The organism is Longicatena caecimuris, assembly GCF_004341945.1.
GTDB classification, from domain to species: Bacteria; Bacillota_I; Bacilli_A; order Erysipelotrichales; family Erysipelotrichaceae; genus Longicatena; species Longicatena caecimuris.
Map to the genome: position 1 here is coordinate 116,659 of NZ_SMBP01000002.1, position 18,848 is coordinate 135,506.

At 38.3% G+C, this 18,848-nt stretch carries 16 protein-coding genes; 2 read left to right on the top strand and 14 right to left on the bottom strand.

Going from position 1 to position 18,848, the window contains the following annotated elements:
- Positions 1 to 21 precede the first annotated feature (21 nt).
- Positions 22 to 1,338, bottom strand: a complete 1,317-nt coding sequence (locus tag EDD61_RS02085) for a replication-associated recombination protein A (protein WP_008687397.1) — start codon at positions 1,336 to 1,338, stop codon at positions 22 to 24.
- Between the two features lie 345 nt (positions 1,339 to 1,683).
- A complete protein-coding gene (locus tag EDD61_RS02090) occupies positions 1,684 to 1,923 on the bottom strand; it encodes a hypothetical protein (RefSeq protein ID WP_119983487.1) in 240 nt (79 codons plus the stop codon).
- Between the two features lie 532 nt (positions 1,924 to 2,455).
- Here EDD61_RS02090 and EDD61_RS14285 point away from each other — a divergent pair.
- Together EDD61_RS14285 and EDD61_RS02100 are read left to right on the top strand one after the other, a co-directional pair.
- Positions 2,456 to 4,357, top strand: coding sequence for an acyl-CoA dehydrogenase family protein (locus EDD61_RS14285; protein WP_132223646.1), 1,902 nt, complete (start codon positions 2,456 to 2,458; stop codon positions 4,355 to 4,357).
- A gap of 14 nt (positions 4,358 to 4,371) precedes the next feature.
- The gene (locus tag EDD61_RS02100) at positions 4,372 to 5,580 is read left to right on the top strand and encodes an FprA family A-type flavoprotein (RefSeq protein WP_132223649.1); all 1,209 of its coding nucleotides are present in this window, start codon (positions 4,372 to 4,374) and stop codon (positions 5,578 to 5,580) included.
- 248 nt (positions 5,581 to 5,828) lie between these two features.
- On the opposite strand, the gene yaaA is transcribed toward EDD61_RS02100, so the two are convergent.
- From yaaA to EDD61_RS13900, 12 genes are all read right to left on the bottom strand, one after another.
- Positions 5,829 to 6,587: a peroxide stress protein YaaA gene (yaaA, locus tag EDD61_RS02105; RefSeq protein WP_132223652.1), complete on the bottom strand. Its 759-nt coding sequence runs from the start codon at positions 6,585 to 6,587 to the stop codon at positions 5,829 to 5,831.
- A gap of 131 nt (positions 6,588 to 6,718) precedes the next feature.
- Positions 6,719 to 7,225, bottom strand: coding sequence for a hypothetical protein (locus EDD61_RS02110; protein ID WP_008687389.1), 507 nt, complete (start codon positions 7,223 to 7,225; stop codon positions 6,719 to 6,721).
- 221 nt (positions 7,226 to 7,446) lie between these two features.
- Entirely contained in the window at positions 7,447 to 10,041 is a 2,595-nt protein-coding gene (locus EDD61_RS02115) for a translation factor GTPase family protein (RefSeq protein ID WP_132223655.1), read from the bottom strand.
- Positions 10,042 to 10,354: 313 nt separating this feature from the next.
- On the bottom strand, positions 10,355 to 11,794 hold the full coding sequence (locus EDD61_RS02120) for an amidophosphoribosyltransferase (protein ID WP_120136569.1): 1,440 nt from the start codon (positions 11,792 to 11,794) through the stop codon (positions 10,355 to 10,357).
- 240 nt (positions 11,795 to 12,034) lie between these two features.
- Positions 12,035 to 13,018, bottom strand: coding sequence for a diaminopimelate dehydrogenase (locus EDD61_RS02125; protein WP_008979490.1), 984 nt, complete (start codon positions 13,016 to 13,018; stop codon positions 12,035 to 12,037).
- Positions 13,019 to 13,201: 183 nt separating this feature from the next.
- Positions 13,202 to 14,026 carry a class C sortase gene (locus EDD61_RS02130; RefSeq protein WP_132223658.1) on the bottom strand — a complete coding sequence of 275 codons (825 nt, stop codon included), beginning with the start codon at positions 14,024 to 14,026 and terminating at the stop codon, positions 13,202 to 13,204.
- The gene (locus EDD61_RS02135) at positions 14,010 to 14,852 is read right to left on the bottom strand and encodes a class C sortase (protein WP_132223661.1); all 843 of its coding nucleotides are present in this window, start codon (positions 14,850 to 14,852) and stop codon (positions 14,010 to 14,012) included. The genes EDD61_RS02130 and EDD61_RS02135 overlap by 17 nt, the downstream gene beginning before the upstream one ends.
- Positions 14,845 to 15,354 carry a SpaA isopeptide-forming pilin-related protein gene (locus tag EDD61_RS13880; protein WP_207900933.1) on the bottom strand — a complete coding sequence of 170 codons (510 nt, stop codon included), beginning with the start codon at positions 15,352 to 15,354 and terminating at the stop codon, positions 14,845 to 14,847. The genes EDD61_RS02135 and EDD61_RS13880 overlap by 8 nt, the downstream gene beginning before the upstream one ends.
- The gene (locus EDD61_RS13885; RefSeq protein WP_207900934.1) at positions 15,351 to 16,127 is read right to left on the bottom strand and encodes an isopeptide-forming domain-containing fimbrial protein; all 777 of its coding nucleotides are present in this window, start codon (positions 16,125 to 16,127) and stop codon (positions 15,351 to 15,353) included. The genes EDD61_RS13880 and EDD61_RS13885 overlap by 4 nt, the downstream gene beginning before the upstream one ends.
- Positions 16,124 to 16,915, bottom strand: a complete 792-nt coding sequence (locus tag EDD61_RS13890; protein ID WP_207900935.1) for an isopeptide-forming domain-containing fimbrial protein — start codon at positions 16,913 to 16,915, stop codon at positions 16,124 to 16,126. Before EDD61_RS13890 ends, EDD61_RS13885 begins: the two co-directional genes overlap by 4 nt.
- Positions 16,843 to 17,376, bottom strand: a complete 534-nt coding sequence (locus EDD61_RS13895; RefSeq protein ID WP_207900936.1) for a hypothetical protein — start codon at positions 17,374 to 17,376, stop codon at positions 16,843 to 16,845. Before EDD61_RS13895 ends, EDD61_RS13890 begins: the two co-directional genes overlap by 73 nt.
- A 129-nt stretch (positions 17,377 to 17,505) precedes the next feature.
- Positions 17,506 to 18,693 (bottom strand): hypothetical protein, encoded by a 1,188-nt coding sequence (locus EDD61_RS13900; RefSeq protein ID WP_207900937.1) that lies wholly within the window; start codon positions 18,691 to 18,693, stop codon positions 17,506 to 17,508.
- Positions 18,694 to 18,848: the final 155 nt, after the last annotated feature.

Below are 18,848 nucleotides of genomic sequence, written 5' to 3' on the forward strand. Positions count from 1 at the left end.
TTATGCCATATTTTTTATATATTACTTATGCTTCTTGCGCCATTCCTCAATCTGCTTCATACGTGCAGTGACCTTACTCTCAGAACCTTGCATGGTGGGTTCATAATAAATCGTTCCCTGTAAAGTAGGTGGCAAACATTGCATGGTTGTCAGCTTATCCTCATAATCATGCGCATACTGGTATCCTTCCCCATAATGAAGTTCCTTCATTAATTTAGTCGGCGCATTGCGAATTTGTAGTGGTACTGGTTCACTAATCATCTTTAAAGCATCTTCTTTCGCATGTTCATAAGCCATATATAAAGCATTGCTTTTAGGTGCTAAGGATAAATAAGTAACAGCATGTGTCAGATGTACACTGCATTCAGGCATCCCGATAAAATGACATGCCTGATATGCCGCCACACAGATTTCTAATGCCCGACTATCTGCCATACCAACATCCTCACTGGCGAAGCGTACCAATCTTCTTGCTACATACAATGGATCTTCTCCAGCCTCTAACATACGTGCAAGCCAGTAGATAGCTGCCTGCACATCACTGTTGCGCATGGATTTATGCAAAGCGCTGATCAGATTATAATGTTCTTCCCCTTTTTTATCATACAATAAGGATTTTTGATGGATGCACTGCTCCAGCGTTTCTTTTGTGACAAGATACCCTTCATCTGTTTTTTCCGCATTCAATACGACCATTTCCAAGGTATTCAAGGCAACTCTGGCATCTCCATTGGCAAACTGGGCAATCATATCCAACATGCTATCTTCCATCTGCACATTTAAAGTTCCAAAGCCTTTTTCATCCTGTAACGCATGTTGTAATAATTCCACCAAATCACTGGTTTCCAAACCTTTTAAAACAAATACTTTACATCGCGATAAGAGGGCAGAATTAATCTCAAAGGAAGGGTTTTCCGTTGTCGCTCCAATTAAGATGATGCTGCCTTTTTCCACATAAGGTAAAAAAGCATCCTGTTGTGCCTTGTTAAAACGATGAATCTCATCTACGAATAAAATAGTTCGTTTCCCAAACGCTCTGGCATCACTTGCTTCTTTCATGACTTGTTTGATTTCTCGTATGCCACTTGTGACAGCACTAAAATCAATGAAGCGAGATTGTGTCTTATGAGCGATGATCCTAGCCAAAGTTGTCTTACCAACACCGGGTGGACCCCAGAAAATCATACTGGTTACCTGATCTTTTTCAATCAGATTCCATAGGACCTTTCCTTTACCAATCAGATGTTTTTGCCCTACATAATCTTCTAAGCTCTGTGGTCGTAATCGACTTGCCAAAGGATCTTGTAAATCCTGATAAAACAAGGATTCTTGTTCCATGCACATCACTTCCTTAACTGCTTTCATTATAGCACATTTTAGCGAAAGCTTACGTGCCAGCTAAACTCATGTCACAATTCTTTCACATCCTAGATTAGTTAAATTGCTTTCTTACGACCAAAAACCTTTTTCTTACGATCAGAAATCTTTTTTACGCTATCGCTCATTTTATCTCATGCAAGTTTCTCATACCGTTTTCTTCCTTTTGCCTAAGCTACCGTTTCCTCCCTGCATAACAACAAATTCTTTATTTTCATCTTCATCTTTTCGTTCATCTTTTAGGACTTTTTCTTTTCCCATCTACTTATCAACCCTTCTACTTTTCATTCACCTTCATCATCTTCCTCATCCACAACAACAGGTAGGCAAACTATGACCAGTTCCATAATGTTGTTGCGCTTCTACTTCCGTAAAAAACACACTCTTGCCAATTTCTTCCTCAGCAATCCAATTATCCTCATCACATTGGACATATGTATCAATCAGAAAAAAAAGCTCTCCCTTCTCTATTTTGATATCGCTCACTTTACCGCATTGAATATGTGAGCCAAGAATATAATATACTACACCGTTTTTTTCTAACATAGGAATCCTCCTGTTTCAACGGTTATAGAATACGAAACTAACTGTTCTCTGTCAATTGTTCTGCCTGTTAACTCACTGTTGCATTCGCTTGAACAAAAAAGAAACGATGCTTTTAAAAATGGTCAACTGGTGCCTGTAATGGTAATTGTTCTCATACTTTCATATGGTTAGCTCCTGTTGGATAATTGCTCTCCTACTTTCATAGGGAATCGGTTATCGTTCCTGTGTGGTTAATTGCTCTTAAACTTTCATTCAAGTAGTTAAACGATCTATAGTTATAAAATGAACACTGTCTTACCTAATAAGAATTTAATAGCAGCATTCTAATACCACCAAATCTTCATACTTTGTCATAAGAAAAATTCGCTGGTGCATATCGCTATACAAAGCGCTTACATTCTGATATTGTATAACCAGAAAGTGAGAATACATTTCATTTTAATTCTTAATTTTAATTGAATGTAATTCTCAACCTATGGTTGCTCATGAAACTCTTCATGACTGGCATTGTGTAAATAAGGAGGAAATGTACATGCTTTTTCAAACAACCAAGAAACAAGAAGACCTACGGAAAAAAGTACGCGAATTTGCGGAAAGCGAAGTAAAGCCAATTGCCTTTTTGCTAGATAAGGAAAATGAATTCCCTAGCGAAGCAATTGCCAAATTTGCCGACATGGGAATGATGGGTTTGCCTTATCCCAAAGAATATGGCGGTGCAGGAGCAGATGTCTTAAGCTATGCGATTGCAGTAGAAGAATTATCCAGAGTTGATGGAGGAACCGGTGTCATCTTATCAGCACATGTATCTTTAGGAAGCTATCCAATTTTTGCGTTTGGTAATGAAGAACAAAAACAGAAATATTTAACACCTTTAGCAAAGGGTGAAAAACTTGGTGCTTTTGGGTTAACAGAACCAAATGCCGGTAGTGATGCAGGTGGAACAGAAACAACGGCAGTATTAGAGGGTGATCATTATATCTTAAACGGTGGTAAAATCTTTATTACCAATGCGCCGGTAGCTGATACGTATGTTGTCTTTGCCTCAACAAATCCGGATGCCGGAACACATGGTATCTCTGCTTTCATCGTTGAAAAAGGATGGGAAGGCTTCACCTTTGGAGATCATTACGATAAGATGGGCATTCGCTCTTCTTCCACTGCGGAATTAATCTTTAATAATGTAAAAGTACCAAAAGAAAACCTGTTAGGTAAAGAAGGACAAGGCTTTAAGATTGCAATGGCTACGCTTGATGGCGGTCGTATCGGAATTGCTGCACAGGCATTAGGTATTGCTCAGGGTGCTTATGAACATGCTTTAGAATATGCTAAAGAGCGTATTCAGTTTGGCAAACCAATTGCCCAACAACAGGCAATTTCCTTTAAACTAGCTGATATGGCAACCAAATTACGCTGTGCTAGATTCCTTGTTTACAGTGCTGCTGAATTAAAAGAAGCCCATGAACCTTATGGCATGGAGAGTGCTATGGCTAAACAATATACCTCAGACATCTGCTTAGAGGTTGTCAATGATGCTTTACAGATCTTTGGCGGCAGCGGCTATTTAAAGGGTATGGAAGTCGAACGTGCTTATCGTGATGCGAAAATCTGTACAATCTATGAAGGTACCAATGAAATTCAGCGTGTTGTTATTGCGTCCCATATCATCGGTAAGATGAAAAAGGATGGTAAGGCAAAACGGAAAAAAACATCGATTACCGGTGAGCGTAAGAAAATGATCTTCCGTGATGGTACACCAAAAGAACAAGTCGCAAAACTAGTTGAAGCATTGAAGAAAGATGGTTATGATTTCAGTGTAGGCATTGCGATGGATACTCCAATCGTCGATGCAGAACGTGTGATCAGTGCCGGTAAAGGTATTGGCGCAAAAGAAAACATGAAATTAATTGAAGAAGCTGCGAAAGCACTAGGTGCTGCGATTGGTTCATCTCGTCCGGTTGCGGAAACTTTGAAATATGTGCCATTAAATCGCTATGTTGGTATGAGTGGACAGAAGTTTAGCGGCAATCTATATGTGGCTTGTGGTATCAGCGGTGCCGGTCAGCATTTAAAAGGTATTAAGGATGCGACAACCATCGTTGCCATCAACAACAATCCAAACGCTCCAATCTTTAAGAATGCCGATTATGGTATTGTAGGTGATTTGATGGAAATCTTACCTTTGTTAGCGGAAGCTTTGGATACGGGTGTAAAACAGCCGGCTCCACCAATGAAGAAGATGAAACGTCCATTTATCAAGAAAGAAGGACCTTCTTATAAACGCTATATCTGCAGTGGCTGCGGCTATGAATATGATATGGAAATCGGCGATCCGGCAAGTGATGTACCTGCAGGAACAACCTTTGATAAACTACCAGAAGAATGGATTTGTCCAGAATGCGGTGAAGAAAAAGAAAACTTCATCGAGATTGAATAGGAGGAAAAAGACGTATGTATTGTGTAAGAAAAGTTGTAGATGATCTGTATTGGGTAGGCGGTAATGACCATCGCTTAGCACTATTTGAAAATATTCATCCGATTCCTCGCGGCGTATCCTATAACTCCTATTTGCTGCTGGATGAAAAAACCGTTCTCTTTGATACCGTAGATTGGTCCATCTGCCGTCAGTTCTTAGAAAATGTGGAACATGTGTTAGATGGCCGTGACTTAGATTATTTGGTAATCAATCATATGGAACCTGATCATGGTGCCAGCATTGAAGAAATCTTGTTGCGTTATCCAAATGTTACCATCATTTCCACAGAGAAAAGTATCATGTTGATGCATCAATTTGGCTTTGATGTTGATGATAAGACCATGACGGTAAAGGAAGGCGATTCCTTTCGCTTCGGTAAACATAACATCGTCTTCGTGGAAGCTCCTATGGTCCATTGGCCAGAAGCAATGGTTAGCTTTGATACAACTGATGGCATTCTCTTCTCTGCCGATGCCTTTGGCTCCTTTGGTGCCTTAGATGGCAAACTGTTTAATGATGAAGTGAACTTTGACCGTGATTGGATCGATGATGCTCGTCGCTATTATACCAACATCGTTGGTAAATACGGTCCACATGTACAAGCCTTGTTAAAGAAAGCCTCCACCTTGGATATCCACTATATCTGTCCGCTACATGGACCGGTATGGCGCAATGACTTTGGCTATCTATTGGATAAATATGATAAATGGAGTCGTTATGAACCAGAAACATGCGGTGTGATGATTGCTTATGCATCTATGTATGGAAATACTGAAAGTGCTGTACAGGTATTAGCTGCGAAATTGGCAGAAAAAGGCATGACCAATATTGCCTTATATGATGTATCAAATACCCATGTATCCTACCTCATCAGTGAAACCTTTAAATATAGTCATATCGTTTTAGCAAGTGTTACCTATAATCTAGGTATTTATCCGGTAATGCATGATTATCTGATGCATATGAAGGCATTAAACCTACAGAAACGTACCGTAGGTATCATTGAAAATGGTTCTTGGGCACCAAAATCCGGTTCTTTGATGAAAGAATTCTTGGATGAAGAGATGAAACAGATGAGCATTCTTAACAGTGAAGTCAATATGATTTCTGCCTTAAATGACAACAATGCAAATGAAGTTGATAATTTAGTAGAAAGCATCCTTGATTCCATGAAAGAAGCATAGATCTTCCACATGCAGGTGGGATAGTATCGATAAAGAAACGATCAATACTGTTACAAAACACATAGGGAAGAAAGATAATAAAAATAGAAGGAAATGGTATATCTGTTTCCTTCTTTTCTTATATGTTAAGGCATATCCTAAATTGTCTTTACATCTTGATGTTATCCTGTTTTATTTGAAGACGCTAAGAAGTACGAGTAAACATATGAGAGGACCTAATATTAAAACTCTCATCTTATAAATCCTCTTTATTTTTTCCTGGGAAATGCTCTGGTAAAAATAAATTCTTCACTACTGGATAAGGTTTCTTGAAAACGATAGCCAAGGCCTTGAAACTGCTTGATATCCTCGATATCGGTAATCTGGTGTTCTGCCATATAACGCACCATTTCGCCTCTTGCCATTTTGACATAAACACCTTTTTCTTTTAAAGTATCCTTCGTTTCTTCCATGAAGCGACATTTCACATACCGTATGGCATCACGTTTATAGCGTGTGATGCAACGGCTATATTGCGCACTTGCCAAATCAACGATGACAGAGGATTCTTGGGTAAGTTCACGATAGAGCTTGTCTTGCCAAAAGGCATAAAGATTACAAAAGGTGTCTGTACGTAAAAGACTGTTAATTTCCAGACGATAAGGCACTACACCATCCAGTGGTTTTAAGACACCATAAAAACCAGATAAGATACGCAAATGCTTTTGCACATAGGCAAATTGTTCATCACTGAAGATATCCGGTGCCATATACGTGTATTGAATGCCATCATAGGCTAACAGGGCCGGTACAACATTTTGTGTTAACTGCATAGTTTGAAATATCTGATATGCTTCTTGGGCGATACGTTCACTACAGGAAAGAATATGACGTAAAGCACTAACATCCTGCTGTTGCATAATCTTCGCCAATTGCTTGGTTTCCTTTAGCAACTTAGGTGTTCCCTGGGCGTCTAAATAAGCGATATCCTTGCGCATGCGTTTCGCCGGTGCAATGCAAATCATCATCTGCATATCCCTCCTTACGTGCCTATTAGCAAATGGAATCATGGCTTAATTATTCTTTACACATAAAATTATTTAAATGAGGTGTTACTCAAGAACTTAAATGAAAAAACTGATGAGTCTCCATCAGTTTTTTAATCGTCATCTTCATCATCATCCTGATATTTGCTAAGAATTATTTTGGCATATTTATAGAATGTTGATTTTTTCATTCCCGTAGCTTTCCGATAAGCCTCTAACGGACGATGCTCACGTTTTAAAGTTATGATTTTTTCTTCAAAGTCTTTTGGAAGCTCTGCAATCGGACGACCATATGCGCCTTTTCCTTCTTCTTTTAAGCGCAATGCATCTTTAATTCCGCGCAATTGTTTTTCCCGATGATCTTCATTCTTCAATGATAAGGTGAAGTAAAACATCGCTAATTCCCGTTCACTGTTCAATGTCAATCCATAAGATTCATCATACAGTGAAATGTTGTTCTCTTTACAGAATGTAAGCTTATCCTGTAAGTCTAAAAGTCCAAATCCGAAACGTTCAATTTTTTTAAAACTAATTTCATCCCCAGGTTTTAACTGCTTTTTAAAATCTTCCCAATACTGCTTTTTGTCTTTTACGTTCTTACATGAAAATTGATATCTCATAGTCCTGCTCCTTGCACAAATTGCTTTCTCATTTGTATTTCTAAATCCTCTATAATTCTATCATAAAATTCTAAATAATGTTCTATTTTCTGCTAATAATTTTAAAAGTTTTCGTATTTTTTTGCATATTTTCTTCTTTATGTAAACTTTAAGATATTTATGTCATTTTTATAGATAATTTTTTTACAAATATTTCCAGAAATTATGTGTAAGGGTATACATTACTTATCTTTTTTCACATCTTTTTGTTCCCTTAAAGCCGTCAATGCTTGATGACGGAAAACGGGTTGTTGCTTATATTCTTGTGAAGAAATTCGATGATGTTCCTCGACCTCTTTTTGAAATTCTCTGGCAGAAATTCTTTGTGCTCCCTGACCGATAACAATTAGCTGTTCCAAACCATCACTTGTTGCGACACGGACACGATACTCCTTTGCCAACTTATGTGTAGCCATCTCGATGTAGTTATCTGCTGTCTGTGAAGTTTTCGTATACACAACATGTATATTTCCGTGCTTTCTGATTGTCTGTGCTGATTGCTTCACGCGATACGCATCAAAGACAAGGATTACCTCACATTTGCGATATCCCTGATAATTATTCAATTTATCAATCAAGCGATCTCTTGCCGCATCCATCTGATCTTTTGCTAATGCACGCAATTCGTCCCAGTCATAAATAATATTATAACCATCGACCAATAGACATTCTGGTAAGATTTTCAGAGTCTTGATTTCCGTAGCAGGTATTTCTTTCCCTGGTTTCCTTTTCGGTTGTTTTTTATCCTTTGGCTTTCCATAAATACTTTCAAAAACACGCTGTAATTCTTTCTCATCAACCTTTGTATTTTCATGTTTGAAACTTGTTTCAGAAGGAGATTGCCTACGTAATGGTAAATGCATATAGTCTTCTACTTTATCCCATGATACCTGATAGCCACTGCCATGCATACAGAATATGGAAGAGGATGGATTATCCAAATCACGTTGTGCATCATAACCAATTTGTGAAATCACATCAGCGGCCTGTTGACATGGACGATAGCCATCCAGAAAACAGCTTAATTTCCCTTTTCCGCCAGTATACGATCGCAATTCAAGTTGGTAAGATTGCATACATGCAACAGGAGCTTCCCCTTCTAAAATACATAGATCCTCATCTTGTGACAAAATAGAAAAATGCGCCTTCATGGACTCTAGATCATAGATGAGACGGCTGAGATGCATCGCTGCCACTTCAGCATGAAAGCGATAATATGGTTCTAAAAGAACGCTTTTTGCTTTCATTAGTCCTTGACGTATCGCACGATATGTCGCCTGCCGGAAATCACCGCCTTCCGTATGTTTCAGATGTGCTTTTCCACATAATAAAGTGATTTTCATATCCGTTATTGGTGATCCACTCAATACTCCGAGATGTTCTTTTTCTTGTATATGATTTAAAATAAGTCGCTGCCAGTGCCGATCCAATTTATCTAATGGAGCAATACTATCTACTTGGATACCACTGCCTGGCGCAAGTGGTTCCAATAGTAAATGAACTTCCGCGTAATGACGCAATGGTTCATAATGACCGACTCCTTCAACTTCCTGTTCTATCGTTTCCTTATAATTCACCATGCCTTCATCAAACGTTACAGAAAGACCCAAACGCTGTGCAATCGTGTATTTCAGTATTTCCATCTGCACTTCACCCATTAGCTGTACACGTATTTCTTTTTTCATCTCTGAATAAGTAATATGTAACTGTGGATCTTCTTCCATTAAGGGAATTAATTTACGCATCGTCGCAAAAGCATCCGTATTCGCAGGTAAAACCATTCGATAATTCATTGCGGCTACACTTTCCACTTCTGTATGATGTTCCTCAAAGCCCAAACCATCTCCTGCCTGCAGCTGACGTATCCCTTTGATAACACAGATTTCACCAGGCAATGCTTCCTGAATCACCTCAAAGCGATTGCCACTATACCGCCGTAATTGATCTACTTTTTCTGTATCACTGATCTTCATTTTCGCTTTCAGGACACCACCACTTACTTTTACATGGGCAAGCCGATTTCCTTGTTCATCATGACTGATTTTATAAATGCGGGCTCCAAACGTATCGCCATATTGTTTTGGCTTGATCCATGTTTTTAAACCATCTAAAAAGGCATCAATACCATCCAATTTTAAAGCCGATCCAAAATAACAGGGGAACACCTTTCTTTGCGCAATCGCTGTCTTTATCACATCTTTTTCAAGAACTCCCTGTGTCAGATACGCTTCCATTAATGCGTCATCACACATCGACACATCTTCCATCAAACTAGCATCCTCTTGCATGAAATCAATACAACGGCTATCTAGCTTCTGATTCATTTCTTTTAATAGTTCTTCTTTACTATGATAAGAAATATCCATTTTATTCACAAATACAAAAGTAGGTATCTGATGGGCCTTTAATAGCTGCCATATCGTTTCCGTATGGGCCTGTACCCCATCACTGCCACTGATAATCAAAATAGCATAATCTAAAATTGCTAAAGTCCTCTCCATTTCCGCACTGAAATCGACATGTCCGGGTGTATCCACAAAATTCATATGAAGCTGTTTCCAATGCAAAGCTGCCTGTTTCGCATATATGGTAATACCCCGATTTCTTTCTAGCTCATCATAATCAAGAAATGCATTTTGATGATCTACGCGGCCTAAGTTTCGTATGCTTCCACTGCGATATAACATTGCCTCACTAAGCGTTGTTTTTCCGGCATCCACATGAGCCAACAGACCTGCACAAATATGCATGTTGTTATCTTTTTCCTGTTTGTCCATCTAAATACCTCCTCATCATCTTTTCCCATTATCTGCTACATCTTGCAGTGTTCTATATTCTGTAATATCGGCATGCTGAATTGATCACATACAGGACATTTTCTCTTCTTTATGCATGGTATCCCTTCATCTAGTTGTACGGTTTTTAAACTTTTTTTGTGTCATCTGCACATATCTAAAACTGCTTTATGATTCCCAAGCTATTATATCATTTCCTTTTGAAACCGAAAACAAAGTTCTTACATTATGCTCCATTTGGGTACACATTGATGTGAAGATGAAGAAAGGCTATGCATCTGCACAGCCCTTAACTTTAGTCTTTTCCTTCGCCATCTTTTCCTTTATCATCTTCTACACCATCAAAACAATAGGTACATAGCTGACATTTATCCAAACCGATTGCCTTTACCATATCGTCAATGCGATGATAGCGCAATGATGTGAAATTAGAACGTTGACAGATTTCGCTACACATCTTTTTATAACGATCACTGTCTGGATCGGCATATTCTGCTAATACCTCATCAGAAACATCGTCCCCCTCCAGTTTGCGAATCACCCGACGGGTAATCAGATCCATCTCGGATTTGGAACGTGAGAAGTTGAGATATTTACAGCCAAAGATAATCGGTGGACATGCAGGTCTAACATGAACTTCTTTTGCGCCACTTTCATACAAGAACTCAGTCGTTTCACCTAACTGTGTACCGCGAACAATGGAATCATCTATCAAAAGCAGACGTTTATCTTTGATTTTTTCTTGTACCGGAATCAGTTTCATCTTCGCTATCATTGAGCGCTGTTTCTGACTGGTCGGCATGAAGGAACGTGGCCAGGTTGGCGTATATTTAATGAATGGACGTGCAAATGGTACACCTGATGCATTGGCATAGCCCACGGCATGAGCAATCCCTGAATCAGGAACACCTGCTACACTGTCAACTTCTACATCATCACGATTTGCCAACAGTTCGCCACAGCGATTACGCATACACTCTACATTGACACCTTCATATGTAGAGGTAGGATAACCATAATATACCCATAAGAAACTACAGATTTTCATCTTTTCCAATGGTTTCTGTTTTACTTCAATACGCTGAGGCGTGATGAAAACGATTTCCCCGGGACCTAAATCACGATAATGATGATACCCTAAGTTAAGGAAGGCACTACTTTCAAAGGTTGCACAAAAACCTGTTTCTTTTTCACCAATGACAATCGGAGTTCTTCCTACACGATCTCTAGCGGCATAAATACCTTCTGAAGTCATTAACAGAATGCTCATACTGCCTTTTACAACATCTTGTACATATCGCAGACCTTCGACAATCGTATCTTTATGATTGATAAGAGATGCCACAAGTTCGGTAGGATTCACTTCTCCTGTGCTCATTTCTAAGAAATGCGTAACTCCTTTTTCAAAACACAAATCTTGCAACTCCTGGACATTGTTGATACGTCCGATCGTGGTAATCGCAAAGGAACCTAAATGTGATTTTACCAATAATGGCTGCGCTTCGTTATCAGAAATACAGCCAATGCCGATATTCCCACTGAATTCTTCAATATCTTTCTCAAACTTTGTACGAAATGGTGAATTCTCTATGTTATGGATTGCTCTTCCAAAACCTTTATCACCGTGAATCGCCATTCCACCACGTCTTGTTCCCAGATGGGAATGGTAGTCAACGCCAAAAAATACATCTAATACACAGTCTTCTTTCGATGCTACACCAAAAAAACCACTCATAATTACCTCCAATTAAACTCTCTCTTTTTGTAATACGTGTATATTTTACCTTATTTTTTCATGAATGAATATAGAAAATATGATTTTTTCATGGGAATGCTTACATCTTCACAGAAATATAAAAATTTATCTTCTTCATACTGCCTTTCTTGAAAGACACACTAATTTACTATGCCAATTCTTATGACTTTAAAAGCACATGCAGAAGAAAAGGATAGAATTCTTCTATCCTGTGTAAGATCATAATAGCTTTTTTCGTAATTCTTCACCACTTGCCTCATGCAAATAGGCTGGCGCAATATCAAATACTGTTTTACAGCCGTATTGTCCCTCTTGGGCTAAACGATAGGCTGCTCTGGCATATGCGGTTAACACACTTGACGTGAATTCTGGATTTGAATCTAACGTTAGTTTATACTCTATCACATGTTTATGCTCATCGTGCAATCCTGTGGTACCACTGCGTAAGACAACTCCGCCATGTGGAATGCCTTTATGATGCGCATTCAACTCTTCCTGTGTGATAAAATGCACGGTCGTATCATAATCCGCAAAGTAATTGGGCATCGTTTTGATTTCCTCTTCAATACGCGCAAGATCTGCACCTTCTTTGGCTACGACAAAACATTCCCGTGTATGTTTTTCACGAGCGCTCAACACCGGATGCTCACCATTGCGTACTTTTTCCATTGCTCCTTCTACAGGAATCGTATATTGTCGGGCATCTTGTACACCTTCTATGCGTCGTATCGCATCAGAATGTCCCTGAGATACCCCTTTCCCCCAGAAGGTATAATCATGGCCATGTGGCAAAATAGCCTGTCCATACAAACGATTTAATGAAAATAAGCCCGGATCCCAGCCAACAGAAATTATACTGATATGCTTGCCTTCCATACTTGCTGAATTCACCATAGCAAAATGTTCCGGTATGTTTGCATGTGTATCAAAACTATCAATGACATTAAAATGTTTAGCCAGTTCAGCGGTTTGTTTAGGCAAATCGTTAGCACTGCCTCCACATAAGATTAAAACATCAATTTCATCCTTTTTCTCATATATGCAATCCATGGAATAAACTGGCGCTTGGGTCAATGTCTTTAATGTTGATGGCTCTCTACGCGTAAAAACACCGATAAGCTCCATATCCTTGCTGTTTGTAACTGCACATTCGACACCTTTTCCAAGGTTGCCATATCCTACAATTCCTATTTTCATATGCATTGCTCCTTCCTTACAGCCACTATTTTACCATTTTTTGAAACAACAGTATAGGTTTAATTTCATTTTTATTACAATATTTTCTGAAAATATATGAAGCACTATTTTCAATGCATTATGAAGACGCAATGTATGCATACACCAAACGCCTGAAATTATTCAGGTTATGCAGATGGTATCTATCCTTTAGCGATGCTTTCGTTTGTAATGCAAGAAAGAAAAACCAAGGAAAATACAGATACCAAAACCCATTCCGATAGCCAAGCGATTCCATAAGCGTTCCTTCTCGATTCGTTTTTGTGATGCCGTGCTTGCTGGTTGTTTTGTAGTAGGCGTTTTTGTTTCTTCATGATCCTTGCTAGCCCGTTGTGCATAAACAAGATAGCGCTGTTTATTGGTCGGATATGGGTGGCAGGTAATCAAAGTAATCATATCCTTGCCTTCCTGAATCCATACTTTCTCGATTTCATTAGGTTCAATGATTTCTGTCTTCATAACGACATATTGCAAGGTTTCCCAATGATTTCTTATATAAATACGATCTCCCTTTACTAATTTTTCAATATCTTTAAACATCGCTTCCCCTTCATATCCGCCTCGATGTCCTGCAATCACACTGTTTGCGGAAGCTTGGCCTAAGGGCATACTTGTATTGTTAAGTAATGCTAACCCTTTCCGTAAATGCTCTTCACTTGCTCCATGATATATAGGAAGATTTAGCTGCATCTTTGGTATTCGCATAATACCAATTACCGTTTCATCTGTACGATTCGTCTTACTCTTCCATGCATCCTGCACATCTATTTGACCTTCTTGACATAATCGCTTATTATATCTGACCATCTTTTGATACCATTCTTCCCTATCTGTAACACTGTCATTTTCAAATTGTTGAATGACCTTAGCTATCTGATGTTTACGCAGCTGTGTTTGAATATTGGGATACAGACAAATAAGCAATCCTCCTACTACCATGATTGCGGCAAGTAGATAGTTACGTCCCTTGTTCATGCTTTGCCTTCTTTCTCAATTTTAAAACGCATACCAAACTAAGCAATATGATAATGCCTCCACCTATTATCCATAGGTTTTCCGTTTTCTCTTTTTCTTGCGATGTCACATCCACTTCATGGATGGCTTGTACGCGTTTACCTCTTACTAACAAACGATGCGTATTTATTCCATATGGTGTACATGTCATTAAAGTTACATAGTCCTTACCTTTTATGATGCGCAATTTTTCGACTTCTTTGGGTTTTACTACGCGTATCTCATCTACTTCATAGAAAAAAGTTTTATCTAATACCGTTATGCGAAAGGAATCCCCTTTTTCCAACTCATTCAACTTAGTAAACAGTAATGCACTTGGTAAACCTCGATGGGCACATAAAATTGCATGCTGGCTATTTCTTCCAATCGGTAGGGAGGTCCCTTCCAAATGTCCAGCCCCTTTTTTCAAGGCCTCTTCACCACAACCATGATAGATAGGTAAAGATACATTGATTTTACTGATAGTTAAATGGCCCATCACACCGTCATGATTGACATTTAAAACTTCTTCATAATCCTTTGGAAGCACATAGCCGCTACCTTTCACAAAAGGGTCATGTACCGGGTCACCGGAAAGATTTTCATTATATGTAATAGCGGCTTTCCATAACTTCTGTATGTCCTCTTGTTTCTCACGAGCTATGCTTGTCTGATATTGATGAATCACTTTTTTTGGCTGCTCTTCCATATACCAGTTACTGATATGAGGATAAAGGAAAATCCCGGCACCTATCGCTATAAATAGCACAGGTACCAGGAAGGCCGACCATTTTCTTTTCTTATGCATGTCGCTTGCTATTTCTTACAATCACAAGGACACCACCAAGCATAAAGACAATTCCGACTATGCTAAACAATACGGTTCCAGCTCCCCCTGTAATTGGCAGTTGCATATCTTTTGCTTTGCTGTTTTTTACTATCATTACTACTTTATTCGTTTCTAGTTCCACGGTTCCTTCTAATTCATAAGTCCCTTTTGTTGTTAATGTTACCTCATCTTGTTCTAAACTTCCATTCCCATTTTTATCTTTTAACGCTATCGTTATATCTCCATTCGGTAATACATAGCCACCATCCGGAACCTTTGTTTCTTTTAAGACATAACTTCCTTCATCTATACCCTGTATCGTAAAATGCCCATCAGTTCCTACTGTTAAAACAGTATCCCCCTTTGGATCGATAACATAAGAACCATCTGTTGCTTTTTTAAACTTCAATGAAGTACCATCTTTAGATAACGTAAATTCTGCATTCTTTAAAATATCAGTTCCGCTTTCGCCGACCTTCAATACCTTAATCCCATAAGTATATACCAATTTTCTGTCGTTTTTTCTTTATAAGATTGTATATCATAAGGATCGTGATTATATCCGATATAGGCAATATTCTTTAATGCGTCCATCGTTAAGGCTTTATCATTAACTTCGGCATCATAAGTAACCTGTACGTTTAACATAGGATTCGTTTTTATATAAGCTTCCTTGAATACTATTTCAAATGTATAATCAGTTAGCTTAGCCGTTTTTCCAGGATCTTTCTTAACGTCGTAATTGGTTGCGGCTATTTCTTTTCCACTAGCATCCTTCACGGCAATCGTATCTGGCTTTAAAGTCAATCCTTCTGATAATTTATCACCGATTGCAAAAGTGATTGCACTAGCATCTTCTGGATATGTCGGAATTTGAGCTGTCAGCTGATAGCAGACGCTATCTGTAATAGCTACCGTCGTATCCGTTGGATCAATAACCGTTTTAACGATTGTCGGAGTTGAAGATTTCATAGTAACCGTTTGATCATTCACACTCCATGTCCCTTCCTCTTCGACTGGTGCTATATTGAAACCTGTAGGTGTATAAACCTGTTCTACACCATGTTTTGCGCAAATCAGATAATATCCCAAGCCAATATCCGTTAACGTAACAGAAGGCGCACTGGCAGTAGCCGTTTTCGCTGCTGTTATCGCGATCGTTGAAGGTGAGCGATGAATTTCTGCCGCCATTTTTTCATAAAAGCTTTTTGCTGTTTCCACATCCTCAAGCAAATTCTTGAATTCTGTTGTCACCTCATGTTCTCTCCTATATAACTAGGATAATAAAACAAGAAATCGGCTGTTGTAATATCCAATTCGTGATACGTTGTTTCGCTTTCTTTTTCAAAAAAATGCTGATGAACCTCGATGATTTTCGCCGTATTTACAAATAGAGTATCATCGCCATTATCAGTTACTTTGGTAGGAATGACAAAATGGAGCTCTTGCTCAGCCTGCAGCGCTTCAATTGTAAAGATCAGCTTCTGTTTGTTTTTAGCATCTTGCATCACCTCTACAAATTGCGAATCTTTCACAAGTTGCTGTTTTGTGGAATCATTACCCAAATACCACACAATAGCATCCAATTGGATATCCAATCCTGAAGGCAGGATATCCTCCACCTTAATAGCATTCAATAAGAAAGATGTTTCCCCATTTTTTACACTGATATCATAGTTGATTTCATCATGCTTTTTCACCTTTGTCGGATGATCCTGAGTTCCGGAGACAGGTGTTGATGTTTTATGGATTTCCATTTCAGGTTCACGTATAGCCACCGTTGTTTCCGTTGTTTCTAATAAAGAATCTTGCCACTCAACATTGGAAACCTGTGTGTTTGCATTTACCCATGAGGTATTGTATGCCAATATCTTCTTTTCCATATCTTGCTTTATTATATCAATTGGTGCCTTCATATGAAGAATCGCAGAGACTTGTTGCTGTGATTCTAATACAAATGGAGTTCCTTCTACGGTATTACGCATATCAATAGCAACTGCTGTAACTTTTGACATATATCCGCTGGTTTTTCTGCACTCCATATTGTCTCATCTTCAATATTGGCATCCCCTTTTAAACCGGCATCATCATGAGATAATATGATATCTTTTTTCATGGAATATAAAACCTTAGCATCCACACCTTTACGAAGCGCCGATGACACATCAACACTTTGTAAAGTTCCTTTCCAATGTTCTCTTTCTCCAGCATTATTTTCCAAAACATCAAATAAAACTAAATTATTAGCTTTCGCTGTATCTTGTGAAGAATACTGTAAACGATAACTATAGCTATCGCCCGTTAATACTTCTGTGGAAGCTGTATATTTCAATTCCTGTTGGTTTTTCACAGACTTAAAGAACCCTAATTTTGAAAATGTATCCCCTGTAAGACTCGTCGAAACAGAAGCATACAAAGTATCTTTCTGAGCACTTTCCCCCGCTTTTCCATCTTCGTCGATATCAATGAACCATTTTTGATCAGAAAATGATGCATCCGGCATATCCGGATAGCCATTTGTTATACTTTCATTACCAGATTTGTAGGCAATACTATTGCTTATATTTCTTCCAAAATCAAAACAAGATTCCCAAGGATAATACCCATGATATTGTAACAGAAAACCACTTTCCTATTCCCAGCCATTAGGTTGAATATTTGTATATTTTATACTATTTTTTTCACCTGGTTTCATACTTACCTGAATGATCATCATGGTTCTTCCGGAGTTCTTCCAATTTTCTTTTAATTGTACCGTAAAATCACATGGTCTATCTGGTAAAAAAGTAGTACCACCCTGTCGATATACAGTAGTCACTTTAATCTTTCCTACATCTACATACATTCCTTTTGGTAATAAATCATAAAACGTTCCTGACTTTTGTTCTTTGAGCGTTCCATTATCTGATGTTTCATCAAAGGGATCGGCATAATTTGAATATGCTGCCTCATATGCATAGCTCTGATACTCAATATCGTATTGTTGATTTTTTGTATCATTTGTCGTTTTAACTATTTCTTTCTGCATATTGCTGGTTGTTGGATAACCTTCTAAAAGAACCCAAGCTTTGCTATGATTTCCTAACGCACCTTCCATACCATATTCTGCTTTATCTCTTTCTATCATCTGTTCTTTTATTTTTTCAGAGCCTTCAATGGTAAGGGTATTTTTCTGGTTTACCCATTTCCCATTACTATCAAATATTCTGCCCGAATTTATGTTATAGAGCATAATCGAATCTTTTCCCTCAATCAGACTAGCAACATGGGCGGTTTTTCTTAATTGAATGCGAATATCTAAATTCAATTTGTTTTTAAAATACTTTGATTCGTGTTCTAATTTCAATGCAATAATCCCTGCTGGCAATTTTACTGTATTATTTCTATCAATGTTTTCAAATACTTTACCATCGTTATCTATAAAATTAAATATTTTATTGCCAACACATACAAACTTTCCTAATTTTATCCATTCACCATCAAAGCTTTTTCTACCATATAGATCAGCAGGTTCCCAATTCCCATATTCCGTATTTTCATTAAATAGATAGCCTCCTATATCCTCATTCGCCGTCATATCAAACTCATTGATAACCACATGCACAGCGCTAAATACATAATCGTTCTCTTGCAGTCGCTCATCCTCTAATGTAACAAAATCATCTACTAATTCGGTTTTATAGCTCTTTTTCCCATAACTATCCAAAACATTGTCAGGCAATCCATCGCCTTTGGTATAAATACCTCCATCCGTTGTCATTTCATTCGCCCAATGCCCCTGTAATTCAGGTAATTCATCATTTATATGAGCTTGTTCCATTAAATTGAAGAAACCCGGTGCGTTGCCGCCCCAACATATATAATTATGAAATCCCTTATTAATCCAACTGTTCCCTTCAGGGTATTTAAAGTTAAAATCTACATAACTGTAACTTGCATCAGCACTTTTTTCCTGATTTATGGATTATAAAATGT